Genomic DNA, 24,370 nt, shown 5'->3' with positions numbered 1-24,370 from the left:
ACCGACACTGCCGACCCGCTCGATCTCACGATGCTCTATAATTGCAGCGACGGCGCGACTTCGCGCGCGACGTTGACCAGGGCTGCGATTAGCGGCGTCATCGGATCGCGCTGTGGGATCACCATGCCGATGCTGTAATTGACGTCGGGATCGGTGATCGGTATCGAGCGCACCGTGTCCGAAAGACCGAGCGTCTCGGCAAGCTTGGCCGGCATCACGCTTGCCCAGCGCCCCGTCTTGACATGCGTGAACAGCACCAGCAGCGAGTTCGAGGTCAGCGTCGGCGTCGCCTCGGCGCCGACCGAGCGCAGCGCTCGGTCGATGATGCGGCGGTTCTGCATGTCGGGCGTCAGCAGGCATAGCGGCACCTGCCCGACCTCCTTCCACGTCACCGTCTCGCGGTCACCGAACATCGCATCCGGCGCGGTCAGGAGACGATAGCTCTCATTGTAGAGCGGAATGGTGCGCACCTTGCCGATCGGCTCGTTCTCGATATAGGTCAGCCCCGCATCGACCTCGAGATTTTCGAGCAGCCCCAGCACCTCGGACGAGGTCGTGGACTGGATGCGGAAGCGCACCTCGGGATGCCGGGCGCGGAACGGCGTCGTCAGCGCGGCGACCATGCCGAGCACGGTCGGAATCGCCGCGATGCGGATCTCGCCGGAGAGCTGATGCTTCAGCCCGTTGATCTCCTCGCGCATCGCGCGGGCATCGCCGACGATCCGCCGCGCCCAGTCCAGCGCCCGCTCGCCTTCCGGCGTAAAGCCCTGGAACCGTGACCCGCGCTGGACCAGCATCACGCCGAGGATCTCCTCGAGCTGCTTGAGCCCGGTCGACATCGTCGGCTGCGTCACGCCGCAGACCTCCGCGGCGCGTCCAAAATGACGCTCCTTCGCCAGCGCCAGCAGCAGTTCAAGCTTGTCGATCAACCGGTCGTCCCCTCGGATTCCATCGTGGCATGCAAGCTAACACGTTGGGCTCGCACCAACACGCAAAAAACCGGCAGCCGCTCCAACTTTCATTGCCATTTCGCATCGATCGATCGCGGTTGCAAATCGATCCGAATCCGCAATCGCAGCACGGGACAGCTTTATTGATCTGCGAATGATTCCAACTAGTTTGCGCCAGAGGAAACGCTCTGGTTGAGAACGAAGAATGACAGCGGTTTTTGAGCCTTGGAACGAGACGCGCGGCGCCGAAATCATCACCGAACATGCCAACCTGGAGGGCGCGACGCTGGTCATCCTGCATGCGCTGCAGGAGGCGTTCGGCTACGTGCCGGAGGCGGCCATCCCCATGGTGGCGCAAGCGCTCAATCTGTCGCGCGCAGAAGTGCATGGCGTGTTCACGTTCTACCATGACTTCCGCCACAAGCCGGCTGGCCGTCATGTGCTCAAGCTCTGCCGCGCGGAGGCTTGCCAGGCCGCAGGCGGCGATGCGCTGGCGGCGCGCGCAGAAGCCAAGCTCGGCGTGTCGCTCGGCAACACGACGGCGGATGATCGCGTCACGCTGGAGCCGATCTACTGCCTCGGCCTGTGCGCGACCGCACCGTCCGCGATGCTCGATGGCCGCCTGATCGGCCGGCTCGATCAGAAGCGCCTCGATGCACTGGTTGCGGAGGCACAGCGATGAGCTTGCGTCTGTTCGTCTCACGTGATGCCGGCGCAATCGCCGTCGGCGCAGACGAGGTCGCGCTGGCATTGGAGCAGGCAGCAAGCGAGCGCGGCGTGGCGGTCGAGATCGTCAGGACCGGCTCGCGCGGCCTGTATTGGCTTGAGCCGCTGGTCGAGGTCGCGACACCGCAGGGCCGCATCGCCTTCGGCCCTGTCACGGAGGCCGACGTGCCCTCCCTGCTCGATGCGCTCGCCAGCAACACGCCGCATCTGTTGCGGATCGGCGCGACCGACGAGATCCCCTGGCTGAAGCGCCAGACCCGCCTCACCTTCGCCCGTTGCGGCGTGATCGATCCGCGCTCGCTCGACGACTACCGCGCGCACGACGGCTACAAGGGACTTGAGCGTGCCCTGTCGCTCGGCTCGGATGCGATCCTCACCGAAGTCACGGCATCGGGCCTGCGCGGCCGCGGCGGCGCGGGCTTCCCGACCGGCATCAAGTGGAAGACGGTCGCGCAAGCCAAGGCCGACCGCAAGTTCATCGTCTGCAACGCCGACGAAGGCGACAGCGGCACCTTCGCCGACCGCATGATCATGGAAGGCGATCCCTTCCTGGTGATCGAGGGCATGACCATCGCCGGCCTCACCGTCGGCGCGACCAAGGGCTACATCTACATCCGCAGCGAATATCCGCATGCGGTGGAGGCGATGGATGCTGCCATCGTCGCCGCCAGGCGCGGCGGCCATCTCGGTGACAAGATCGGCGGTTCCACGTACTGCTTCGATCTCGAAGTCCGCGTCGGCGCCGGCGCCTACGTCTGCGGCGAGGAGACCTCGCTGCTGGAGAGTCTCGAAGGCCGCCGCGGCATCGTCCGCGCCAAGCCGCCGCTGCCCGCCCATCACGGCCTGTTCGGCAAGCCGACCGTCATCAACAACGTGCTGTCGTTCGCCGCCATCCCCTTCATCCTCGCCGAGGGCGCCAAGGCCTACGCCGATTTCGGCATGGGCCGTTCGCGCGGCACGATGCCGATCCAACTCGCCGGCAACATCCGCCATGGCGGACTGTTCGAGACCGCCTTCGGCGTGACGCTGGGCGAGCTCGTCGACGACATCGGCGGCGGCACGTTCACCGGCCGCCCGGTCCGCGCCGTGCAGGTCGGCGGTCCCCTCGGCGCCTATTTCCCCCGCGCGCTGTTCGACACGCCGTTCGACTACGAGGCCTTCGCCCAGCGCGACGGCCTGATCGGCCATGGCGGCATCGTCGTGTTCGACGATAGCGTCGACATGCGCAGGCAGGCGCGCTTCGCCATGGAGTTCTGCGCCGTCGAATCCTGCGGCAAGTGCACGCCGTGCCGGATCGGCTCCACCCGCGGCGTCGAGACCATCGAGAAGATCATCAACGGCGAGCGCGTGAGCGAGAACCTCGCGCTGGTCGAGGACCTCTGCAACACCATGAAATTCGGCTCGCTCTGCGCGCTCGGCGGCTTCACGCCCTACCCCGTGCTCAGCGCATTGAAGCATTTCCGGGAAGACTTCATCCCGGCGCCGACCACGCTTCAGGCCGCGGAATAGGAGCACGACAATGTCTCTGATCGAAGAAATCGACTTCGGCACGCCGGCCTCCAAATCGGAAACGATGGTGACGCTGACCATCGACGGCAACGAGGTCACCGTGCCCGAGGGCACCTCGATCATGCGGGCCGCGATGGACGCGGGCCACCAGATCCCGAAGCTCTGTGCCACCGACATGGTCGACGCGTTCGGCTCCTGCCGGCTCTGCCTCGTCGAGATCGAGGGCCGCGCCGGCACGCCGGCGTCCTGCACCACGCCGGTGATGCCCGGCCTCGTCGTGCACACCCAGACCGAGCGACTGAAGCAGCTGCGCAAGGGCGTGATGGAGCTCTACATCTCCGACCATCCGCTCGACTGCCTCACCTGCGGCGCCAACGGCGATTGCGAATTGCAGGACATGGCCGGCGCGGTCGGCCTGCGCGACGTGCGCTACGGCTATGAGGGCGAGAACCATGTCTTCGCCAAGTCCGACGGCTGCAGCAACGACCATTGGATGCCGAAGGACGAGTCCAACCCGTACTTCACCTACGATCCTTCCAAGTGCATCGTCTGCTCGCGCTGCGTGCGCGCCTGCGAGGAGGTGCAGGGCACCTTCGCGCTGACCATCTCCGGCCGCGGCTTCGACAGCCGGGTGTCGCCGGGCATGAGCGAGAGCTTCCTCGGCTCGGAATGCGTCTCCTGCGGCGCCTGCGTACAGGCGTGCCCGACCGCGACGCTGACCGAAAAATCCGTGATCGAGATCGGCCAGCCCGAGCACTCCGTCGTCACCACCTGTGCCTATTGCGGCGTGGGCTGCGCCTTCAAGGCCGAGATGCGCGGCGAGGAAGTGGTTCGCATGGTGCCCTACAAGGACGGCAAGGCCAATCGCGGCCATTCCTGCGTCAAGGGCCGCTTCGCCTGGGGCTACACCAACCACAAGGAACGCATCCTGAAACCCATGATCCGCGAGCGGATCGAGGATCCCTGGCGCGAAGTGTCCTGGGACGAGGCGTTCTCGTTTGCCGCCGCCAAGATGCGCGGCATCCAGAAGACATATGGCCGCGACGCCATCGGCGGCATCACCTCGTCCCGCTGCACCAACGAAGAAACCTATCTGGTGCAGAAGCTGATCCGCGCCGGCTTCGGCAACAACAACGTCGACACCTGCGCCCGCGTCTGCCACTCGCCGACCGGCTATGGCCTCGCCACCACATTCGGCACTTCCGCAGGCACGCAGGATTTCGACTCGGTCGAGGACACCGACGTCGTCCTGATCATCGGGGCCAATCCGGCCTCCGCTCATCCGGTGTTCGCCTCGCGGCTGAAAAAGCGGCTGCGCCAGGGCGCCAAGCTGATCGTGATCGATCCGCGCCGCACCGAGATGGTGGAATCGCCGCATGTGAAGGCGCTGCACCTGCCCCTGATGCCCGGCACCAACGTCGCGGTGATGACCGCGCTGGCGCATGTCATCGTGACAGAAGGCCTCGTCAACGAAGCCTTCGTGCGCGAGCGCTGCGACTGGAGCGAGTTCGAGGAATGGGCGGCTTTCGTCGCCCAGCCCAACAACAGCCCGGAAGCCACCGCCATCCTCACCGGCGTCAATCCGAAGGATCTGCGCGAAGCGGCGCGCACCTACGCCACCGGCGGCAATGGCGCGATCTATTACGGCCTCGGCGTCACCGAGCACAGCCAGGGTTCGACCACGGTGATCGCGATCGCCAACCTCGCGATGGCGACAGGCAATATCGGCCGCGCCGGCGTCGGCGTGAACCCGCTGCGCGGCCAGAACAACGTGCAAGGCTCCTGCGACATGGGCTCGTTCCCGCACGAGCTGCCGGGCTACCGTCACGTCTCCGGCGATGCCGTGCGCGACCAGTTCGAGGCGCTGTGGAACGTCAAGCTCAACCCCGAGCCGGGCCTGCGTATTCCCAACATGTTCGACGCCGCGGTGGAAGGCACGTTCATGGGGATCTACGTGCAGGGCGAGGACATCCTGCAGTCCGATCCCAATACCAGCCACGTGGTGGCGGCGCTGTCGGCGATGGAATGCGTCATCGTCCACGATCTCTTCCTGAACGAGACCGCGAACTACGCCCATGTCTTCCTGCCCGGCTCGAGCTTTCTCGAGAAGGACGGCACCTTCACCAACGCCGAGCGCCGCATCCAGCGCGTGCGCAAGGTGATGACGCCGAAGAACGGCATGGCCGACTGGGAGGTCACCATAGGCCTTGCCAAGGCGATGGGCTTCGAGATGAACTACAGCCACCCCTCGGAGATCATGGACGAGATCGCAGCACTGACCCCGACCTTTGCCGGCGTCTCCTATGCCAAGCTCGACGAACTCGGCTCGGTGCAGTGGCCCTGCAACGACACGGCGCCCGAGGGCACGCCGGTGATGCATATCGACGGCTTCGTCCGCGGCAAGGGCAAGTTCGTCGTGACCGAATATGTCGCGACCGACGAACGCACCGGTCCGCGCTACCCGCTGCTGCTCACCACGGGCCGCATCCTCAGCCAGTACAATGTCGGCGCGCAGACACGGCGCACCGACAACGTGGTCTGGCATGCCGAGGACCGGCTCGAAATCCACCCCCACGATGCCGAGCAGCGCGGCGTGCGCGACGGCGACTGGGTGCGGCTGAAGAGCCGCGCCGGCGAGACCACGCTGCGCGCCGAGATCACCGACCGGGTCGCGCCCGGCGTCGTCTACACCACCTTCCATCATCCGGACACGCAGGCCAACGTCATCACGACGGACTATTCGGACTGGGCGACCAACTGCCCCGAATACAAGGTCACGGCGGTGCAGGTCTCGCCCTCGAACGGCCCGTCCGACTGGCAGAAGGCCTATGACGCGCAGGCGCGGCACTCCCGCCGCATCGCGCCGGCCGAGGCGGCGGAGTAACGGCATGCACGTCGCGGTTCAGGCGGTCGATCGCGAAATCTGGCGCAACGGTGTGGCGTCCGAAGGCACGCGATTCATTCCGGAGGAGACGCCGCTGGCGCTGACCTATAATGGCGGCACCTACGCCGTCATGATGGGAACGCCCCAGAACCTGGAAGATTTTGCCGTCGGCTTCAGTCTGGACGAAGGCATCATCAAATCGGTCGACGACATCAAGTCACTTGACATCGTTCGCCTCGACGATGGCATCGAGCTCAGGATGTGGCTGACGGCGGACGATGCGGCGCTCATCAGCGAGCGCCGCCGCCATGTCGCCGGCCCCACCGGCTGCGGCATCTGCGGTATCGAATCCATTGCCGAAGCCGTGCGGCCTGCGGCGGTGGTATCGCACGGGCAGAGCTTCACGCCCGAGCAGATCATGATGGCGGTGCAGGCCATCGCGCCGCTGCAATCGATCAATCTGCAGACACGCGCGGTGCACGCCGCCGCATTCTGGTCCCCTGCCGGCAGCATCGTCGCGCTACGCGAGGATGTCGGCCGCCACAATGCGCTGGACAAGCTCGCCGGCGCGCTGGCGCGCAGCCGCAACGACGCGAGCGGCGGCATGGTGCTGCTGACGAGCCGCGTCTCGGTCGAGATGGTGCAGAAGGCGGCCGCGATCGGCGTCCCGGTGATGATCGCGGTCTCCGCGCCGACCGCGCTCGCGGTGCGCACCGCGGAAGCCGCCGGCATCACGTTGATCGCGATCGCCCGGCAGGACGGATTCGAGATATTTACGCATGGCAGCCGGATCGTGGCTCGCCATGCCACGGAGGTTGCCGATGTCGCCTGACCGCCTGATCTACATGGCCAACCAGATCGGCAGATTCTTCCAGAGCCAGGGCCACGGCAAGGCCGTGCCGGGCATCGCCGAGCATATCAAGAAGTTCTGGGATCCCCGGATGAAGCGCGCGATCTTCGCCCATCTCGATGCCGGCGGCGCGGGCCTGGAGCCTGATGTGCGCGAGGCGATCGCCGCGCTGAAGCAGGCTACGCCCCTTCCAGCAGCGCCCTGAACACGCGCCGCACCTCGCTCTGGGTCTCCTTCACGCGCGCCTCCAGCGAGGAGAAGTCCGGGGTGTCACCGGCCCGCGCCATCACGCGCTGCAGATCGGTGCCGGCGGTTTCCGGCTTGAAACGGTCGCTGACGCAGAGCCGCAGGATCTGCGTCAGGTCGTGATAGAGCCGGGCTGCGGCACGCAGGACCTCGGTCTCCGACTGCGGGAGCACGCCGAGCCGGCAGGCATTTTCCAGCACCTGCATGGTGCTGACGTCGAGAATGTCAGGCTTCTCATGGGCGTGCACGAGCTGGAGATATTGCGCGATGAAGTCGATATCGACCATGCCGCCGGCGGCATGCTTGAGATCCCAGCAATCGCCCTCGCCCTTCTCCTGGGCGATCGCACGCCGCATGTCGGCGACGTCGTTGGCGGTGATGGCGGCATCGCGGCGGCGGGTCAGCACGTCGCGGATGACGCGCTCGATCCGCATCCGGAATTCGGGCGAAGCCGACACCACGCGGGCGCGCGTCAACGCCATGTGCTCCCAGGTCCAGGCCTCGTTGGCCTGATAGTCCGCGAATGAAACCAGGCTCGAGGCCACGGGGCCGGCGCGCCCCGAGGGCCGCAGCCGCATGTCGATCTCGTAGAGCACGCCGTAATTGGTGCGCGTCGTGAACGCACTGATCAGGCGCTGGGTCAGGCGGGCGAAGTAGTGCGCGCCCTGCAGCGATTTCGGCCCATCGGAGTCCGGATCGTCGGCGTCGAAATCGTAGAGCAGGATCAGGTCGAGATCGGACGACGCCGTCATCTCGCGGCTGCCGAGCCGGCCCATCGCGATGATCGCGGTCTCCTGATCCTTGATGCGGCCATGCTGGGCGGCAAAGCGGTCGGCGACGAGGCCATGCACGGTGTGGACGATGCCTTCGGCGACATCGGCAAAGGCCGTGCTCGCCTGCTGCGCCGAGACGGTGCCGGAGAGAATCCGCGTGCCGATCAGGAATAGGCTCTCCTGCCCGAACAGGCGCAGGCGATCGAGGAACTCTTCGTATGAGCCGGCATCCTGCACGGTCGCAGCCAACCGTCCCGACAATTCCTGCCGGTCCGGCATGGCGCCGAAGAAGCGCGGATCGATCAGGCCATCCATCAGCTGCGGCTGCCGTGCCAGCATCTCCCCTAACCGGGGCGCTGCGCCCAGCACCAGCGCCACCAGCGCGACGAGATCGCGGTTCTGGCCGAGCAGCGTGATCAGCCGGCCACCGCGCTGGAGCGCACCGAGGAAATGATCGAACGCCACGACGGCGCGATCCGGCTCCTCGGCACGGGCAAGACCGTCGATCAGGGCCGGCACGAATTCGACGAAGGCGTTCCGAGTCGCCTCATTGCGGAACACGCGATAGTCGCCGGTGACCCAATCGCGCACGGTCTGCGCGACCGCGGCAGGCTTCTTGAAGCCGAGCGCCACGAGATGCTGGAGCAGGCGCGGATCGTCCGGACCTGCACTGTAGTCGAGCGCCGGCAGTTTCGCGGTGCCGGTCGGATCGTCGCCCTCGAACAGCTTTTCGTAATGGCCCTGCACGATCTTGAGCTGGCGCAGCAGGTCGCGGGCAAAGGCCTCGCGATCCGGATAGCCGAAGAAGCGCGCGAAGCGCTCGACCGCGTCCTTGTCCTCGGGCAGCGTATGGGTCTGCTCGTCGGCGATCATCTGGAGGCGATGCTCGACGCGGCGCAGGAATTGGTACGCCTCGGTCAGCTCGTCGCGCGCAGCAGGGGTGATCCAATTGCTCGAGGCGAGAATGTCGAGCGCCCTCAGCGTCGGCCGCACCCGCAATGCCGGATGACGGCCGCCGGCGATCAATTGCTGGGTCTGGGCAAAGAACTCGATCTCGCGGATGCCGCCGCGGCCGACCTTGACGTTGTGCCCCTCCACCGCGACCTCGCTCTGGCCGCGATAGGTCTGCATCTGCCGCTTCATGTCGTGGACGTCGGCGAGCGCCGCGAAGTCGAGATGCTTACGCCAGACGAAGGGCGCGATCTCGGCGAGCAACGCCTCGCCCGCCCTGGCATCGCCGGCGCAGGCGCGCGCCTTGATCATCGCGGCGCGCTCCCAGGTGCGCCCTTCCCGTTCATAATAGTTCAGCGCAGCGTCCCGCGAGATCGCCACCTGCGTCGAGGACGGATCGGGCCGCAGCCGCAGATCGACGCGGAACACGTAGCCGTCATAGGTGCGTTGCTGCAGGATGCGCGCCATGCCTTGCGTGATCCGCACGAAGAACGGCTGCGGCTCGATGTCTGGGGCCAGCGTCGTCGCATCGGGATCGAAGAACACGATGAGATCGATGTCGCTGGAATAGTTCAGCTCGCCCGCGCCCATCTTGCCCATGGCGAGCACGATCAGCCCGCAGCTCTCTTCGGGCGCCTCTGGATTGGGCGGCGAGAGCTTGCCGCGTGCGGCTTCCTGCCGCAGCAGATATTGCAGCGCCGCCTGCACTGAGGACACCGCGACATCGGTCAGCGCCGCCGTCACCCGCATCACCGGCCACACGCCGCCGATGTCGCACAAGGCAGTCAGCAGCGCGGTCTCGGCCTTCATGCGGCGAAGCAGCCGCATCACCTCGGCCTCATCCGCCGCCGCGAGCACCGCGCTCCTCGCGTCCGCGATCAGCGCCGTCAGATGCGCATCCGGATCGCATTCGAGCAGCCGGATCAGGCGCAAGGCATCGGCGCGCACCAGATCGAACAGATAGGGCGAGAATTCCGCGATACCGGCCACGATATCCCTCGCGAAGGGATGAGCCAGCAGCGCTTCGAGACGGGCCGATTGGGCCGGCTCAAGCTCGCTCAGCCAGCTTTCGAAACGTCGGTCGTCGGTTGTGGAAGCGGCAATATGGGGAGCTTCCGCAAAGCGCGCGGCCAGCCTCTCACCATGCTTGTCCGCGTTTCCCGGCGCGGAGTGGTTCATGCCACCTTCTGTGGCACATCCGGTATTGGCGGAGCAACCCTGTCGCCGGCACCGGCGTGCGCCGGCAGCACCAGCGTGGCGACGAGACCGGGCTGGGCGTCGCCCAGCCGCAATTCGCCGCCGTGCAATGTCGCAACCGCCGAGGCAAGGCTGAGGCCGAGGCCGGAGCCCGGCAGCGTGCGACTGGCTTCCAGCCGCACGAATCGCTCGACGGCATGCTTGCGGTCGGCCTCGGGGATACCGGGGCCGCGATCGGTGACGCTGAGCAGCACCTGGTCGCCGTCACGCCTCGCCTCGATCGTGATCGGCCTCGCGTCCATGCTGACCACGGTTCCGCTCGTCTGCGCAACCGGCTTGCCGTATTTGATCGCATTCTCGACCAGATTGGCGAGCGCCTGGCTGATCAGTTCGCGATTGGCATGAACCGGCGTCGGCTCGGCTTTGACCTTCAAGGTCATGCCGTCATCTTCGGCAAGCGGCTCGTAGAGCTCATGGATGCCACCCGCGACCTCGGCCGCGTCGAAATCATCCATGTTGCCGCGAGCCTGTCCGGACTCGGCACGCGCGATCATCAGGAGCGCGTTGAAGGTGCGGATCAGACCGTCGGATTCCTCGATGGTCCGCTCCAGCGCCGCCCGGTAGTCGGCCTCGCAGCCCGATTTCGCCAACGCCTCCTCGGCGCGGTTGCGCAGGCGCGTCAGCGGCGTCTTGAGATCGTGGGCGATGTTGTCGGAGACCTCCTTCAGCCCCGCCATCAGCGCCTCGATCCGCTCCAGCATGGCATTGAGATTTTCGGCGAGACGATCGAGCTCGTCGCCGCTGCGTCCGACCGGCAGGCGCTCGCTGAGATCGCCGGTCATGATGCGCTGTGCGGTCCCCGTCATGGCGTCGATGCGCCTCAGCACACGGCGCGCGACGAAGACGCCGCCGCCGAGGCCGAGCACCACGACGATCAGGACCGACCATTGCGCGGCCTTGGCGACGATGCCGAACAGCCGCCGCCGCTCGGCAAGGTCGCGGCCGATCAGCAGCCGGAAGCCATTCTCCAATTCGGTGACGCGCACCAGCGCACGATGGTCGCGGTCATCGGCGTCCTCGATCCGCCGGTAGGCGGTCTCCGACCAGCCGCGCGTCGCCATCACACCGGGCGCCAGCGAGCCGACATTGCCAGCGATCGCCTGCCCGGTCGGCGTGGTCACGAGGTAGAGATTGGCGCCGGGCCGCAGCGCCCGATACTCGATTGCCAGCACCAGGGCGCGCAGGCCGCGGCGGCCGTAGATCTCGGAGATCTCCGAGGTCTCGGCATTGACCGTCTGCGTGATCTCTTCGGTGATCAGCCGCCGCGTATTCCAGGCGAAATAGGCCAGCAGCGAAGCCGCGAACATCGCGAACAGCAGCAGATAGACCAGCGTGAGCCGGAACGCCGTGGTGCGGACGAGTTTACCGAATGCCGTCACGGATCATGTACCCGGCGCCGCGGATCGTGTGCAGCAGCGGGCGCTCGAAGCCCTTGTCGATCTTGGAGCGCAGCCGCGAAATGTGCACGTCGATCACGTTGGTCTGCGGATCGAAATGATAGTCCCAGACGTTCTCCAGAAGCATGGTGCGCGTCACCACCTGTCCGGCATGCTTCATGAGGTATTCGAGCAGGCGGAATTCGCGCGGCTGCAGCGTCAGCTCGTCCTTGCCGCGGGCAACGCGATGGGAGAGCCGGTCGAGCTCGAGATCGCCGACGCGGTAGAGCGTGTCCTCGGCGGGACCGCCGCGGCGGCGCGACAGCACCTCGACCCGGGCCAGCAGCTCGGCGAAGGAATAGGGCTTTGGCAGATAGTCGTCGCCGCCGGCACGCAGGCCCTTGATGCGATCGTCGACCTGTCCGAGCGCGGAGAGAATCAGCACCGGCGCCGTGTTGCCCTTGTCGCGGAGCGCGCCGATCAGCGCCAGGCCGTCGCGCTTGGGCAGCATGCGATCGACCACCAGCACGTCGTAATCGCCGTTTTCGGCCATGGCGAGGCCCTCCTCGCCGTCGGCGGCGTGATCGGCAATGTGTCCGACTTCGCGAAACGCCTTCACAAGGTAATCGGCGGATTCGCGGTCGTCTTCGATGATGAGGAGGCGCATCGTGCGTTCGGCGGCGGTCAAGGAGGTCAACCTTCTCTAAACATGGCGCGAGCGGCAATCGCATGCAAGCCGAGTGGGAGACTCTGGCATCGAGAAAAAGGCGGGCGGTGAAGCTGGGGGGACTTCACCGCCCTAGGCCTTCCGACGGAGGGGGGCGTAATTCCACCGGAAGGTAGACAGGGGAAGCGATTGTTACGCTGCTTCCCCGAAGGGCGCCGGCGGCGGGGGCGACTGATGCCGGCGACACCCTTCATCTCATGACATCCCGAGGCTTACCCCTTGGCGAGGGGCACCGCGACGAAGCGCGACTGGCCGCCGCTCTTCACGCGCATCAGGACGCTGTTCTTGTTGTCGGTCCGCGCGGTAGTGATGGCGTCGCGGACTTCGCCGGCGGTGGCGACGCTCTTGCCGCCGACTTCGAGAATCACGTCGCCTTCCTTGAAGCCGCGTTCGGCCGCGGCGCTCTTCGGATCGACTTGCGTAACCACGACGCCTTCCTTGCCGGCGCCGGCCACGGTATTGGCGGGTGCGACGGTCATGCCGAGCTTGGGCACGTCGGTGCCCTTGGTTGCACCCTTGCCACTGTCCTGATCAACGTCGGCCTTGGCCTCGACCGTGTTCGGCAACTGGCCGAGGGTGAGGTTGACGACCTTGTCCTGGCCCTTGTGCAGCACGTTGAGCTTCACGGTCGCGCCGGGCGCCATGCCGCCGATGGTGCGGGCAAGCTCGCGGGCGTCCTTGACGGATTCGCCGTTGACCGACGTGATGACGTCGCCGGACTCGATGCCCGCCTTCGCGGCCGGACCGTTGGCCTGAGGCTCCGCCACCAGCGCGCCTTCGGCCTTCTTCATGCCGAGGCTGTCGGCGATGTCGGACGTGACGGGTTGAATCTGCACGCCGATCCAGCCGCGGCTGACCGAGCCCTTGTCCTTGAGCTGGGCGACCACGCTCTTGACGGTATTGGCCGGGATCGAGAAGGCGATGCCGACGCTGCCGCCGGAGGGCGAGTAGATCGCGGTGTTGACACCCATCACCTCGCCGTTGGTATCGAAGGCCGGACCGCCGGAATTGCCCTTGTTCACGGGCGCGTCGATCTGGATGAAATCGTCATAAGGACCATTGCCGATGTCGCGGCCGCTCGCCGAAACGATGCCCGCGGTCACGGTGCCGCCGAGGCCGAAGGGATTGCCGACCGCGAGCACCCAGTCGCCGATCCGCGGCTTAGCGTCGGCGAGCTTGGCGAACGGGAAGTTCGAGCTGCCCTCGACCTTGATCAAGGCGAGATCGGTGCGCTGGTCGGTACCGATCACCTTGGCGGTGTAGGTCTTGCCGTCGTCCGTGGTGACCTCGACCTTGTCGGCGCCGTCGACCACGTGGTTATTGGTCACGGCGAAACCGTCGGCCGAGATGAAGAAGCCGGAGCCCTGGCCCTGCACCACGCGGCCACGACCGCCGCCCTTCAGACCGGGGATGCCGTCCGGACCGCCGAAGCGGCGGAAGAAGCGCTCCATCGGCGAGCCCGGCTGGAACGGCGAGGAGGAATCGTCGCCGTCATCGTTGCTCGCGGTCTTCTCCTTCATGTTGACCTTCACCGAGATCACCGACGGCTTCACGCGCTCGACGATGTCGGCGAATCCGACCGGACGCTCGACCTTGCGGACCTCGTTGTTGACCTGCGCATGCGCCGGGCTGGAGAATAGGTCGGCCGGCGAGGTCGAGGGACTGAAGCCATAGACGGCCGCGCCGAGACCGGCGACGACCGAGGCCATCAGCGCGAACTTGCGCGCGGAGAACACCGGCCGGCGCGGCTGCCGGTAGGACGGAAGGTTTGAGAGGTCGATACGGTCGGTCATGCAGAGATCTCCAGGGGCCTTGAAATCCATTTGGTGCCCAAGGGCGGCACCTTACGGACCTGAAGATGGGGGCTCCCGCCTTACCGCGCGCTGGCGGCGGGGTTAAACTTTTGTAATGAAGGGACGAAGCGGATGCGGCAGTTTAGCGCAGGCCGAAAATCGTGATCTTACAGGAACTTAATCGAGTTCCCGCAACAGCGCGAAAGTACGATTTTTAGCGCGGCTAGCTCGCTCTGACGCTGACGATGAACGCGCCGACCTCGCGCTTCAAGGTCTCGGCCTGCTGCGACAGATCGACCGCGGAATCCCGTGCCTCGGCGTATAGGACGATCTCAAAGCTCGAGACATCTAGGACGATTTGGCATCGTCCGACATCAACGCAGCAAGCCGCGCTTTCTCGTCGGGCGAAAGTGGCGGTGCTGGTACATCTGCACCGCTTCGCGAGCGACGCCGGATTTGCAGCCATAGCGCAAGGCCACCGCCGATCAGCAGCACCGGCCCGAGCAGCCACAGCAGCACGGTCTGACGCTCGAAGCGCGGCTTCAGCAGCACGAATTCGCCATAGCGCGCGACCAGGAAGTCGAGCACCTGCGAATTGCTGTCGCCGGCGCCGATGCGCTCGCGCACCAGGAGCCGCAGATCGCGCGCCAGCGGCGCATCGGAATCGTCGATCGACTGGTTCTGGCAAACCATGCAGCGCAGCTCGCGCGACAGCTCGCGTGCACGGGCTTCCTTGGCGGGATCCGACATGATCTCGTCGGGCTGCACCGCGTGCGCCGCAGGCAAAGCCAGCAGCATCAGCAAGGCGAACGCAGCCATCATCCGGCGCATCGGATTACTCCGCCGGCTGAAGGCGCTGCTTGGCCCGCGCCGGCTTCGGCGCGCCGACCCGCAGGCGCCGATCGGACAGCGACAGCACGCCGCCGAACGCCATCAGCACCGGCCCCCACCAGATCAGGAGCACCAGCGGCTTGTGATAGATGCGCACGGCAATGGCGTCCTGGGCCGTGGCATCGCCAAGCGAGATGTAGAGCTGGCTCGCGCCGCGCGTCAGCAGCGCGGCCTCGGTGGTCGACGAGCCGCGGGTGGTGAAGCTGCGCTTGGAGGGCGTCATGACGCTGAGGGTCTCGCCATCGCGGCTGACGTTGAACTCGGCGATCATCTCGCGGTAATTCGGGCCCTGCCGCTGGAGCAACCCGTCGAGCTTCACGTCGAAGCCGGCGATGTGGGCGACGTCATTCTGCTTCATCGTCGCGATATATTCGCTGTTCCAGGTGGTCTCGCAGACGATTCCAATCAGCGCCACGCCAAGACCGGCATGCGCAAACGCCGTGCCCCAGGCCGAGCGCGGCAGACCGCGCGCCCGGTGTAGCGCCGTTGCGAACGGCAGCCGCACGAGGCCGGTCCGCTCGACAATGTCGGTGACTGCACCGGCGATGACGAAGACGCCGAGCCCGATCGCAAGCGGCGCCAGCGCGCTGCCGCCGCGTACCCAGGCCCAGGTGATGGCAATCACGACGAGCCCGGCAACGCCGGCCGCGAGCAGGCGCTGCGTCACGCCGAGCAGATCACCGCGCTTCCACGCCAGCATCGGCCCGAACGGCACGGCAAGCAGCAACAGGGTGAATAGCGGCGCGAAGGTGAGATTGTAGAAGGGCGCACCGACCGACATCTTGAAGTCGGCGAGCATCTCCATCGCCAGCGGATAGAGCGTGCCGAACAGCACGACCGCGCAGGCGACCGTGAGCAACAGATTGTTCAGGACCAGCGCGCCCTCGCGCGAGATCGGCGCGAACAGGCCGCCCTGCTTCAACGAGGTGGCGCGGCCCGCGAACAGCGCCAGGCTGCCGCCGATGAACAGGCAGAGGATCAGCAGAATGAACACGCCGCGGGTGGGATCGGTGGCGAAGGCGTGCACCGAGGTGATGACGCCCGAGCGCACCAGGAAGGTGCCGAGCAGCGACAGCGAGAAGGTCAGGATCGACAGCAGGATGGTCCAGACCTTCAGCGCGTTGCGCTTCTCCATCACCAGGGCGGAATGCAAGAGCGCGGTGCCGGAGAGCCACGGCATCAGCGAGGCGTTCTCGACCGGATCCCAGAACCACCAGCCGCCCCAGCCGAGCTCGTAATAGGCCCAGTACGAACCCATGGCGATTCCGAGCGTCAGGAAGATCCAGGCGACCAGCGTCCACGGCCGCACCCAGCGCGCCCAGGCCGCGTCGATCCGCCCTTCCATCAGCGCCGCGATCGCGAAGGAGAACGAGATCGAGAACCCGACATAGCCGAGATAGAGCATCGGCGGATGCACGGCGAGCCCGATGTCCTGGAGCACCGGATTGAGATCGCGTCCCTCGATCGGCGGACTCGCGATGCGCAGGAACGGATTCGAGGTCACGAGAATGAAGAGGTAGAAAGCGCTGGCGACCCAGGCCTGCACGGCCAGCACATGCGCGCGCAGCGACAGCGGCAGATTGTTGCCGAAAGCCGCGACCAGCCCACCGAACAACGCGAGGATCAACACCCACAGCAGCATCGAACCTTCATGGTTTCCCCACACGCCGGTGATCTTGTAGAGCAGCGGCTTCATCGAGTGGGAATTCTCGTAGACGTTGGCAACGGAGAAGTCGGAGTTCACGTGCAGCATCACCAGCGCCGTGAACGAGGCGCCGACAAACAGCAGCTGCGCCAGCGCGGTGGAGCGCGCCACGTTCATGAGCGCGGCATCGCGCAGGCGCGCGCCGATCAGAGGCACGACAGACTGGATCAGCGCGAGCCCAAGCGCCAGCACCAGCGCGTAATGTCCCGACTCCGCGATCACCGCACCGCTCCTTGCGGACTGCCCTGCGCCGTCGTGGCCGCGGGCTTGCTGCCGCTTCCCCCCTTGCCGTCGTAATCGTCCTTCCAGTGCCCCTGCTTCTTCAAGGCGTCGGCGACGTCCTTGGGCATGTAGGTCTCGTCATGCTTGGCAAGGACGGTATCGGCCTTGAACACGCCATTGGCGTCGAGCGCGCCTTCGGCGACGACGCCCTGCCCTTCGCGGAACAGGTCCGGCAGAATGCCCTTGTAGGCCACCGGAAGCTTGGCGCCACCGTCGGCGACCTCGAAGGTCACCGCGAGATTGTCGCCGCGCTGGAGCGAACCAGGCTGCACCAGCCCACCGAGGCGAAACCGCTTGCCGGGCTCGACGTGCTTCTCGGCGACCATGGTCGGCGTCGAGAAGAACACGATGGAGTCGCGAAGTGCGTTGAGCACCAGCGCGGCCGCGAGCGCGAGCACGGCGAGCGAGCCGCCGATGATGGTCATCCGTCGCTGCTTGCGCGTCATGGCGTATCCGTTCTCCGCGTCTGTCGTCCCGGCATCGTCATCCACCGAGCCCGAGAGTCCTGAGGCCTTCGTTGAGCTGGCGAAGCCGCTCGGCATCGCTGGCAACCGCCTGCCGGGCATCGGTCGATGCCCCCATGGCCTTGTCCCGTTCGCCCATCACGAGATAGGCGCGCACCAGGCGCAGCCAACTCTCGACGTCGTCGCCGTTCTGCTTCAACCGGGTGGCCAGGCGTTCGACCATGCCGCGCACCATCGCGTTGCGATCGCCCTCGGCCATATCCTTGGAAGCGGCAATCGTTTCATCGGACAGCGCCGGCATCGTGCCGCCGCCACCGACTCGCGCCAGTGAGGACTGCACCAGGGCCCGCCACGGCGCATCCGCGGGCGCTTTCGCAAGCAGCGCGCGCCAGATGTTGGCAGCATCATCCTTGCGGCCGTCCTGCTCGGCGGCGAGGCCGAGGAAGTAGTTCGCCTTGGGATCGTCGGCGTCCAGAGCATGGGCGCGCTCGAATTCAGTCTTGGCCTCGGCGGTCACCACGCCGCCGGCGGCAGCCGCGATCGCTTCGCCGAGATCGGCCCGGCGCTCCGCGCTTTCGCCATTGTAGGTGAGCGAATTGCGATAGGCGCGCACCGCATCATCGAAACGGCCGAGCCGCTGCAGCACCGGCGCAAGCACATTCCAGCCGCGGCCGTCGGTTGGATTCTTCTCCAGATGCTGCTGGACCTGCTCGACGAGATTCTCAAGCGACTGCACCTTGCCCGGCGCGCGCTCCCGTTGTGCCAGCGGAAAGTCCTGAAGCTTGGGCGAGCCGAGCGGCATGTAGACGCCGGTCGCAACCAGCGGCAGGCCCGCGAGCGCGAGCACGGCCGCCGCGCGCCGCCATTTGAGGCTCGACTGCGGCGCAATTGCCGGCTCGCTGGCCGCCGCGGCGAGCAGCCTGCGGCTGATCTCGACGCGCGCCGCCTCGGCCTCGGGTGCGGCAATCAAGCCTGCGGCGAGATCACGCTCGATCTCGGCCAACTGGTCCTTGTAAACCGCGACCTCGCTGCCCTGAGCTTGCGCGCGTCCGTTGCGGCCAAGCGGCAGGAGCACGGCGAAAATCGCCGCGACCGTCATCAGCGCGAACACGAACCATAGCGTCATCAGGCAAGCTTCCGGCAGCGCACGAACCGCGCCCATAGGTGCCTTTACACCACGGCCAGACGATGCGGCAATTGACAATTGTCAATTCGGCACGACCGCGCGTCGTCTCGAAACTGTGAAGGACCAACGGCTTAGCCGATCTCGAAATCCACGCTTTGCGCGGCGGCCTCGCCGTGCCCGTTGAAAGCCTTCAGGAAGTATGTTCCCGGCCTGACTGCATCCGGCAATCTGATGCGCAGCGCACCGACCGGAACCGGAGATGCGACCCTCGTGATCGTCTCGGACAGGTGCCGACCGCTTGCCTTCTCGACCAGCACCACTTTGGCACCGACCATCAATCTTTGATACTTGGCAACAACGACGCGGTTCTCAATTTCGATGGAGCTGATAACGGGTTTCATGCGCCCACAGATGGAAGTTCCCCGAATTTGCACGGGGACCGTACGGCGCGCCACCGGGACCGTCAACCACAAATTGTGATCACAAAAATATGCGCTTGGATCAGCTTGCGCGCGACGATTTGCGCTCGCCCGTCGCTGCGTTCTCCGCGGCCCGGCTCATCAGCGAGGCGTAATCGTCGCCGAACAGCACCTGGCAGAAGCGAATCGCGGCCTGCACCTGCTGTTGCCTGTAGGTACGGACCTTGTGATCGGCGGCGCGCAGCGACTGCACCAATTGCTCGGTCGAGCGTTCGACATATTGCTGGAGATCGGAATAGGTGCGCAGCGTCACTTCGTTGATCGCGAGCTCGCTCGCATAGTTGCGGCAGGTCGCGACGAAGTCGATCAGCGCCGCGGTTTCCTCCACCTCGGTGCCGTCGATCCGCGCGCCCGGCGGAATGTCCTTCTCGGGGCGCTGGCGCAGGATGCGGCGAACGCGGCCGGGAACGCTGTCGATCTCGGATTGCAGGGCATTGGAGATGTCGGCCCGGATCGAGGTCAACTGCTTGCCCCAGGCGGAATCGTTGCGCAGGTCGAGCTCGGTGCGCAGGCCGCGCACGCCGTCGTGCAACGCCTTGAGATTGCCGGCAACGTTGTCGAAATGGCCGCGCTTGATGTCCATGCGCAGGGTGGCGGCAACGCAGGACAAATCGTGCAGCGCGATCGTGACGGCGACGCCATAGGGCGTTGCCGCGACGCGGATCTCGTCGTCGGACGCAGCCATCTTGATGGCGAGGCGAATGATCTGCCACGGGGCGGTCATCCGCTGCACCACGACCGACAGTGCGAAGGGCAGCATCTGCGGGGTCTGGAGCACCGGAATGTTGAGCGCCGACGTCACCGAGGCGATCTGGGAATCGCCGAACGCGCGCAAGGTGCGCGGCAGCTTCTCGTTCAGGCTGGCGATGGCCTCCCGGACCTGAAGCACCGCCCCGATCGAATAGAGGTCCTCGATCACGTTGGGCGGGCCGACCCGGGCCAGCGCGCGCGACTTGTCGCCGCCGCCGGGGCCCGTCAGCTCGAAGATGGCGTCCGCGGCCACCGCCTGGAGCCTCGAGGCCAGCGCCTCGACCTGCCCTGCACTGTCGGCCGGCATGCGAGCCAGCGCCGTCTCGAGTTCGTTGACCTTGTCCGGGGCGCCGTCGCGGCCGAGCCATTGCCAGATCGGCTGCAGCGAGGAGCGCCGGATCTGCCCGACCCTGACAGGGGCGCCCGCCTCGACCAGGAACGGTTCCAGTGCCTGGAACAGCAGCCGCGACAGATCGTCCGTACGCGGCGGCGCGACCTCATCGGCTTGGGTCTTGCGGACGATCTTGCGCAACTGCTCGAGCACGAGTGTCGCCACCGCCGTGTCCTGGCCGCGCTCGAGGGCGCGCTCGAACTCCCGCATCAGCAGGGCCTGCGCCTGCGGCGGGAGCTGCGCGAGATATTCCCTCAGCCGCTCGATCGATGTCTGGCTCATGCGCCCGGGTAATGCACGGTAAAATGGCGGACATGGATGCGTCCGGGCGCGATCATAGGGGGGCCCACTTAAGAAGCCGTTTAGGAAGTCGAACGGAATCCTTCCGGTTGGCTTCGGGCGGGCCTTGGCGAGGTCGAAAAACCACGTCGGAACAAGGGATTATACTCCCGGAAGGACCAGGTCGGCGCGCAGGCCGCCGGTCGGCGCGCCGCCGAGCGCGAGGCTGCCGCCATAGAGCGCGGCAAGGTCGGTCACGATCGACAGCCCCAGTCCCGAGCCGGGCTTGGATTCGTCGAGCCGCTGGCCGCGTCGGGAGACCTGGGCGCGCTCGGCCTCCGACAGACCGCGGCCGTCGTCATCGACGATGATCCGCAGACGCGGGCCGGCGCCAGACTGGTGCGGCGTCTCCACCAGGACCTCGATGAAGACGCGCGAGGTCGCCCATTTGCAGGCATTGTCGACGAGATTGCCGACCATCTCCTCCAGATCCTGACGCTCGCCGCGAAATCTTGCCGACGGATCGGCCTTGGCTTCGACCACGATGTCACGATCGCGGTGGATCTTCTCCATGGTCCGTCGCAGCGCCTCGATCACGGGCGCCACCTCCGTTACGGTCGCGACCACCGAGACGCGCGCGGCGATACGCGCACGCTCCAGATGGTGGGCGACCTGGTCGCGCATCACATCCGCCTGCTCCATCACCTTGGCCGCGAAGGGATCGGCGACGTGGGCGCCGGCCTCGTTGACGATGACCGAGAGCGGCGTCTTGATCGCATGGGCGAGATTGCCGACATGGGTGCGCGCACGCTCGACGATTTCGCGATTGGCCTCGATCAGCGCGTTGGTCTCGCGCGCCAATGGCGCGATCTCGACCGGGAATTCGCCCTCCAGCCGCTCCGCCCGCCCGGAGCGGATGTCGGCGATCGACTCCGAGATGCGCTTGAGCGGCGCGAGGCCGAAGCGGACCTGGAACACGGTGGTCAGCAGCAGCACGATGCCGAGCGCGGTGAAGGTGCCGCCGAGATAGTAGTCGAAGCTGCGCGTCTCGTCGAAAATCTCGGTGTCGTCGCCGGCGACGCTGACCAGATATTTGCCGTCGGCGCCGAGATCGACCGGCCGCTCGACCATGCGCAGGTTCTGCCCCTCGGGCCCGTCGACATAGCCGAGGCGAATGCCGGCGGCGGTGAGCTCGGCGCCCTGCTCCTCCAGCTTCGGCAGCTTCTTGTCCCAGAGCGAGCGCGAGGAGCGCACTTCCGGCTTCTCAGTGTCGGTCCGCGTGATCTGCCAGTACCAACCGGACAGCGGCAGCTCGAACAGGGGCTCGCCAAGCGACTGGAACTGACGGTCCGGCGGCTCGTCGGGGGTGGCGACCTCGGCGATCAGGGTGCGCAGATAAAGATTGAGCCGGCGGTCGAAGGCGCGCTCGGTGGCGCTCTTGTAGACCGACGACAGCACCACGCCGGTGATGGCCAGGATCACCACGAGCCAAGCGGTCGCCGACAGGAACAGGCGGTTCGCAAGCGAACTAGCGCGCATCGGAATGATCCCGGGGAGCGCAGGATGGCAGGGCGTCAGAGCTCATGTCCGGACCAAGGCCCCTTGCGGGCTGCCCGTCAAGCCCGAACGCGTCAGGCGGCCGGCGGGGTCAGGAGATAGCCGAGGCCGCGGACGGTCTGGATGATGTCGACGTCGAGCTTCTTGCGGATGCGGCCGACGAAGACTTCGATGGTGTTGGAGTCGCGGTCGAAATCCTGGTCGTAGAGGTGCTCGACCAGCTCGGTGCGGGAGACCACCCGCCCGGAGTGGTGCATCAAATAGGCCAGAAGCCGATATTCGTGCGAGGTCATCTTGACCGGATTGCCGGAGACGCTGACCCGGCCGGTCCTGGTGTCGAGCGTGACAGGACCGCAGCTGAGCTCGCTCTGGGCATGGCCGGTCGAGCGGCGCAGCAGCGCGCGGATGCGCGCCAGCACCTCCTCGAGGTGGAACGGTTTGGGGACATAGTCGTCGGCGCCGGCGTCGAATCCCTGCACCTTGTCGCTCCAGCGATCGCGTGCGGTGAGGATCAGGACCGGCATGGTGCGGCCGTTGCGACGCCAGGCCTCCAGCACCGAGATGCCGTCCTTCTTCGGCAGGCCGATGTCGAGCACGACGGCATCATACGGCTCGTTATCGCCGAGATAGTGCCCCTCCTCGCCGTCGAAGGCGCGGTCGACGACATAGCCGGCGTCGGTCAGCGCCTTGGTGAGCTGCCGATTGAGATCGGGGTCGTCCTCAACAACGAGCAGGCGCACGCTTCTCTCCAGACAAAGGCCGCATCAACACCGCACCAGATGAGCAATTCCGGCGTGAACTGAATATGAACGCCGGGAACTGCCTGCGTTACTTTTTGGTCATATACGATGTGTTTGCAGCCAATGCGACTGCGCCCGCCCTGCGACCGGACGAGCCGGCAGCATGGCGGGCGCAATATGCCGCTTACCGCGGCGGGCCGGAAGGTCCGCCCTTCCCGTGAATTCGGCCGTCAGGTCCGGAAGAACACGAACCAGACGACGGCGAGGATCAGGATCGCAAGGCCGGTCGAGATGGCGAGCAGCGCCGCCACCGAGGGCCCAGGCTCGCCCTGACGCGCCTCGGTCGGAGTTTCCACGATCTGATGCTGCTCTCGCGTGGTTGCCATGATGCCCTCAATCTCTGGATGTCGCTTCCGATAGCCGCGACGTCCTCGCAGCCGATGTCCCGAGCCAACGCGTGATGGGATATGATGTTCCGGCTTTTGGGCCCCGGATCGGGCAACGGCCGCAGGGCCCAGCGACCGGTTAACGCAGTTGCAAGATTCAGCAACCGACCTTGCTTTGATTCGTTGTTCCCCGATGGTATCCTGATCGTCTGTCCCTGTTGCGTTTGGAGTAGCCCATGGCCCCCCGCGCCAATTGGAAGGGTTTTTTGCGTCTGTCGCTCGTGACCTGTCCGGTCGCGCTCTATCCGGCCACTTCGGATACCGAGAAGGTCTCCTTCAATCAGATCAACCGCAAGACCGGCCACCGGATCAAGTACCTCAAGGTCGACGCCGAGACCGGTGACGAGGTGACCTCCGAGGACATCGTCAAGGGCTACAAGGTCGACACCGACACCTATATCGAGGTCACCAAGGACGAGCTCGACGACATCGCGCTCGACTCGACCCACACGATCGACATCGACGAGTTCGTGCCGAAGGCCGACATCGACAACCGCTACCTGATCCGCCCCTATTATCTCGTGCCGGACGGCAAGGTCGGCCACGACGCCTATGCCGTGATCCGCGAGACCATTCGCAGCATGGACAAGGTCGCGATCGGCCGCGTGGTGCTGACCAACCGCGAGCACATCATCGCGCTCGAGCCGCTCGAGAGCGGGCTGATGGGCACGCTGCTGCGCTATCCCTACGAGGTCCGCAGCGAGACCGAATATTTCGACGACATCCAGGACGTGAAGCTCACCAGGGACATGCTCGACCTGGCAAAACACATCGTCGAGAAGAAGTCCGGCGCGTTCGAGCCCGAGCTGTTCGAGGACCATTACGAGACCGCCCTGATCGATCTCATCAACAAGAAGCGCTCGGGCATGCCGATCGCAGCCAGGGCCACGCCGAAGAGCGGCGGCAACGTCATCAATTTGATGGACGCGCTGAAGAAGAGCATCGCGAACGAAAAGGATGCCGCGCCTGCGGCGAAGGTGGCCAAGGACACCTCCAAGGCCAAGAAGCCGAAGAAGCGCGTCGAGGGCCAGCGCGAGATGCTGCTCCCCATCGCCGGCAAGGGCGGCAAGGATGCTGCGGCGAAGACGGCGAAGGACGCTTCGAAAAAGGCCGCCGACAAGCCGGTGCGCGCCCCGGCGCGGACGAAGAAGGCAGGCTGACAGCATCGCATCTGCAATCACACCGTGACGTCACTCCTCGCGGATCGGGCGGCCTGAC

20 protein-coding genes are annotated in these 24,370 nt (G+C 66.1%); 6 read left to right on the top strand and 14 right to left on the bottom strand.

Translation table 11 applies throughout. The annotated features are described in order from the left end of the window. Positions 1 to 35: 35 nt before the first annotated feature. Positions 36 to 929 carry a LysR family transcriptional regulator gene (locus IVA79_RS30890; protein ID WP_247560252.1) on the bottom strand — a complete coding sequence of 298 codons (894 nt, stop codon included), beginning with the start codon at positions 927 to 929 and terminating at the stop codon, positions 36 to 38. Positions 930 to 1,155: 226 nt separating this feature from the next. Between IVA79_RS30890 and IVA79_RS30885 the strand changes: the two genes are divergently transcribed. The 5 genes from IVA79_RS30885 to IVA79_RS30865 are packed head-to-tail and all read left to right on the top strand — an operon-like array spanning position 1,156 to position 7,124. Continuing rightward, positions 1,156 to 1,632 carry a formate dehydrogenase subunit gamma gene (locus IVA79_RS30885; protein WP_247560250.1) on the top strand — a complete coding sequence of 159 codons (477 nt, stop codon included), beginning with the start codon at positions 1,156 to 1,158 and terminating at the stop codon, positions 1,630 to 1,632. Further along, positions 1,629 to 3,185 carry an NADH-quinone oxidoreductase subunit NuoF gene (locus IVA79_RS30880; protein ID WP_247560248.1) on the top strand — a complete coding sequence of 519 codons (1,557 nt, stop codon included), beginning with the start codon at positions 1,629 to 1,631 and terminating at the stop codon, positions 3,183 to 3,185. The genes IVA79_RS30885 and IVA79_RS30880 overlap by 4 nt, the downstream gene beginning before the upstream one ends. Before the next feature lie 10 nt (positions 3,186 to 3,195). Next, entirely contained in the window at positions 3,196 to 6,069 is a 2,874-nt protein-coding gene (fdhF, locus tag IVA79_RS30875) for a formate dehydrogenase subunit alpha (protein ID WP_247560246.1), read from the top strand. 4 nt (positions 6,070 to 6,073) lie between these two features. Then, entirely contained in the window at positions 6,074 to 6,901 is an 828-nt protein-coding gene (fdhD, locus tag IVA79_RS30870) for a formate dehydrogenase accessory sulfurtransferase FdhD (protein ID WP_247560244.1), read from the top strand. Then, positions 6,891 to 7,124, top strand: a complete 234-nt coding sequence (locus tag IVA79_RS30865; protein ID WP_247560242.1) for a formate dehydrogenase subunit delta — start codon at positions 6,891 to 6,893, stop codon at positions 7,122 to 7,124. Before fdhD ends, IVA79_RS30865 begins: the two co-directional genes overlap by 11 nt. Here the strand turns inward: IVA79_RS30865 and IVA79_RS30860 are convergent. The 13 genes from IVA79_RS30860 to IVA79_RS30800 all read right to left on the bottom strand — a co-directional run bounded on the left by IVA79_RS30860 (position 7,099) and on the right by IVA79_RS30800 (position 23,092). Further along, positions 7,099 to 10,068, bottom strand: a complete 2,970-nt coding sequence (locus IVA79_RS30860) for a bifunctional [glutamine synthetase] adenylyltransferase/[glutamine synthetase]-adenylyl-L-tyrosine phosphorylase (protein ID WP_247560240.1) — start codon at positions 10,066 to 10,068, stop codon at positions 7,099 to 7,101. The two genes, IVA79_RS30865 and IVA79_RS30860, sit on opposite strands and share 26 nt — an antisense overlap. Continuing rightward, entirely contained in the window at positions 10,065 to 11,525 is a 1,461-nt protein-coding gene (locus IVA79_RS30855; protein WP_247560238.1) for an ATP-binding protein, read from the bottom strand. The genes IVA79_RS30860 and IVA79_RS30855 overlap by 4 nt, the downstream gene beginning before the upstream one ends. After that, positions 11,509 to 12,189, bottom strand: a complete 681-nt coding sequence (locus IVA79_RS30850; RefSeq protein WP_247560236.1) for a response regulator transcription factor — start codon at positions 12,187 to 12,189, stop codon at positions 11,509 to 11,511. The genes IVA79_RS30855 and IVA79_RS30850 overlap by 17 nt, the downstream gene beginning before the upstream one ends. A gap of 272 nt (positions 12,190 to 12,461) precedes the next feature. Then, a complete protein-coding gene (locus IVA79_RS30845) occupies positions 12,462 to 14,042 on the bottom strand; it encodes a Do family serine endopeptidase (RefSeq protein WP_247560233.1) in 1,581 nt (526 codons plus the stop codon). Between the two features lie 348 nt (positions 14,043 to 14,390). Then, positions 14,391 to 14,873, bottom strand: a complete 483-nt coding sequence (locus tag IVA79_RS30840; protein WP_247560231.1) for a cytochrome c-type biogenesis protein — start codon at positions 14,871 to 14,873, stop codon at positions 14,391 to 14,393. Positions 14,874 to 14,877: 4 nt separating this feature from the next. Further along, positions 14,878 to 16,860 (bottom strand): heme lyase CcmF/NrfE family subunit, encoded by a 1,983-nt coding sequence (locus tag IVA79_RS30835; RefSeq protein ID WP_247560229.1) that lies wholly within the window; start codon positions 16,858 to 16,860, stop codon positions 14,878 to 14,880. Further along, on the bottom strand, positions 16,857 to 17,366 hold the full coding sequence (gene ccmE / locus IVA79_RS30830; RefSeq protein ID WP_247560227.1) for a cytochrome c maturation protein CcmE: 510 nt from the start codon (positions 17,364 to 17,366) through the stop codon (positions 16,857 to 16,859). Before ccmE ends, IVA79_RS30835 begins: the two co-directional genes overlap by 4 nt. A gap of 37 nt (positions 17,367 to 17,403) precedes the next feature. Next, positions 17,404 to 18,510, bottom strand: coding sequence for a c-type cytochrome biogenesis protein CcmI (gene ccmI, locus IVA79_RS30825; RefSeq protein WP_247560225.1), 1,107 nt, complete (start codon positions 18,508 to 18,510; stop codon positions 17,404 to 17,406). A 131-nt stretch (positions 18,511 to 18,641) separates the two neighbouring features. Beyond that, positions 18,642 to 18,911: a hypothetical protein gene (locus tag IVA79_RS30820; protein WP_247560223.1), complete on the bottom strand. Its 270-nt coding sequence runs from the start codon at positions 18,909 to 18,911 to the stop codon at positions 18,642 to 18,644. A 100-nt stretch (positions 18,912 to 19,011) separates the two neighbouring features. After that, positions 19,012 to 20,412 (bottom strand): hypothetical protein, encoded by a 1,401-nt coding sequence (locus IVA79_RS30815; RefSeq protein ID WP_247560221.1) that lies wholly within the window; start codon positions 20,410 to 20,412, stop codon positions 19,012 to 19,014. Between the two features lie 159 nt (positions 20,413 to 20,571). After that, complete coding sequence (locus tag IVA79_RS30810) at positions 20,572 to 21,948, bottom strand: sensor histidine kinase (protein ID WP_247560219.1); 1,377 nt, start codon at positions 21,946 to 21,948, stop codon at positions 20,572 to 20,574. Between the two features lie 92 nt (positions 21,949 to 22,040). Beyond that, entirely contained in the window at positions 22,041 to 22,706 is a 666-nt protein-coding gene (locus tag IVA79_RS30805) for a response regulator transcription factor (protein ID WP_063195961.1), read from the bottom strand. 230 nt (positions 22,707 to 22,936) lie between these two features. Continuing rightward, complete coding sequence (locus IVA79_RS30800; protein WP_167406553.1) at positions 22,937 to 23,092, bottom strand: hypothetical protein; 156 nt, start codon at positions 23,090 to 23,092, stop codon at positions 22,937 to 22,939. A 236-nt stretch (positions 23,093 to 23,328) separates the two neighbouring features. On the opposite strand from IVA79_RS30800, the gene IVA79_RS30795 reads away from it, so the two are divergent. Next, entirely contained in the window at positions 23,329 to 24,312 is a 984-nt protein-coding gene (locus IVA79_RS30795) for a Ku protein (RefSeq protein WP_247560217.1), read from the top strand. The last annotated feature ends 58 nt before the right edge of the window (positions 24,313 to 24,370 follow it).

It is taken from the genome of Bradyrhizobium sp. 138 (assembly GCF_023074075.1).
Classification (GTDB): Bacteria; Pseudomonadota; Alphaproteobacteria; order Rhizobiales; family Xanthobacteraceae; genus Bradyrhizobium.
This window is presented reverse-complemented; position numbering and strand designations above follow the sequence as displayed.

What these genes read in the sequence shown, in the direction of transcription:
- IVA79_RS30795 (WP_247560217.1), top strand. Translation starts at nt 23,329, where the DNA reads ATGGCCCCCCGCGCCAATTGGAAGGGTTTTTTGCGTCTGTCGCTCGTG.
- IVA79_RS30850 (WP_247560236.1), bottom strand. Translation starts at nt 12,189, where the DNA reads ATGCGCCTCCTCATCATCGAAGACGACCGCGAATCCGCCGATTACCTT.
- IVA79_RS30815 (WP_247560221.1), bottom strand. Translation starts at nt 20,412, where the DNA reads ATGAGCCAGACATCGATCGAGCGGCTGAGGGAATATCTCGCGCAGCTC.
- IVA79_RS30865 (WP_247560242.1), top strand. Translation starts at nt 6,891, where the DNA reads ATGTCGCCTGACCGCCTGATCTACATGGCCAACCAGATCGGCAGATTC.
- ccmE (WP_247560227.1), bottom strand. Translation starts at nt 17,366, where the DNA reads ATGACGCGCAAGCAGCGACGGATGACCATCATCGGCGGCTCGCTCGCC.
- IVA79_RS30845 (WP_247560233.1), bottom strand. Translation starts at nt 14,042, where the DNA reads ATGACCGACCGTATCGACCTCTCAAACCTTCCGTCCTACCGGCAGCCG.
- IVA79_RS30810 (WP_247560219.1), bottom strand. Translation starts at nt 21,948, where the DNA reads ATGCGCGCTAGTTCGCTTGCGAACCGCCTGTTCCTGTCGGCGACCGCT.
- fdhF (WP_247560246.1), top strand. Translation starts at nt 3,196, where the DNA reads ATGTCTCTGATCGAAGAAATCGACTTCGGCACGCCGGCCTCCAAATCG.
- IVA79_RS30885 (WP_247560250.1), top strand. Translation starts at nt 1,156, where the DNA reads ATGACAGCGGTTTTTGAGCCTTGGAACGAGACGCGCGGCGCCGAAATC.
- fdhD (WP_247560244.1), top strand. Translation starts at nt 6,074, where the DNA reads ATGCACGTCGCGGTTCAGGCGGTCGATCGCGAAATCTGGCGCAACGGT.
- IVA79_RS30840 (WP_247560231.1), bottom strand. Translation starts at nt 14,873, where the DNA reads ATGCGCCGGATGATGGCTGCGTTCGCCTTGCTGATGCTGCTGGCTTTG.
- ccmI (WP_247560225.1), bottom strand. Translation starts at nt 18,510, where the DNA reads ATGACGCTATGGTTCGTGTTCGCGCTGATGACGGTCGCGGCGATTTTC.
- IVA79_RS30880 (WP_247560248.1), top strand. Translation starts at nt 1,629, where the DNA reads ATGAGCTTGCGTCTGTTCGTCTCACGTGATGCCGGCGCAATCGCCGTC.
- IVA79_RS30820 (WP_247560223.1), bottom strand. Translation starts at nt 18,911, where the DNA reads ATGAAACCCGTTATCAGCTCCATCGAAATTGAGAACCGCGTCGTTGTT.
- IVA79_RS30860 (WP_247560240.1), bottom strand. Translation starts at nt 10,068, where the DNA reads ATGAACCACTCCGCGCCGGGAAACGCGGACAAGCATGGTGAGAGGCTG.
- IVA79_RS30800 (WP_167406553.1), bottom strand. Translation starts at nt 23,092, where the DNA reads ATGGCAACCACGCGAGAGCAGCATCAGATCGTGGAAACTCCGACCGAG.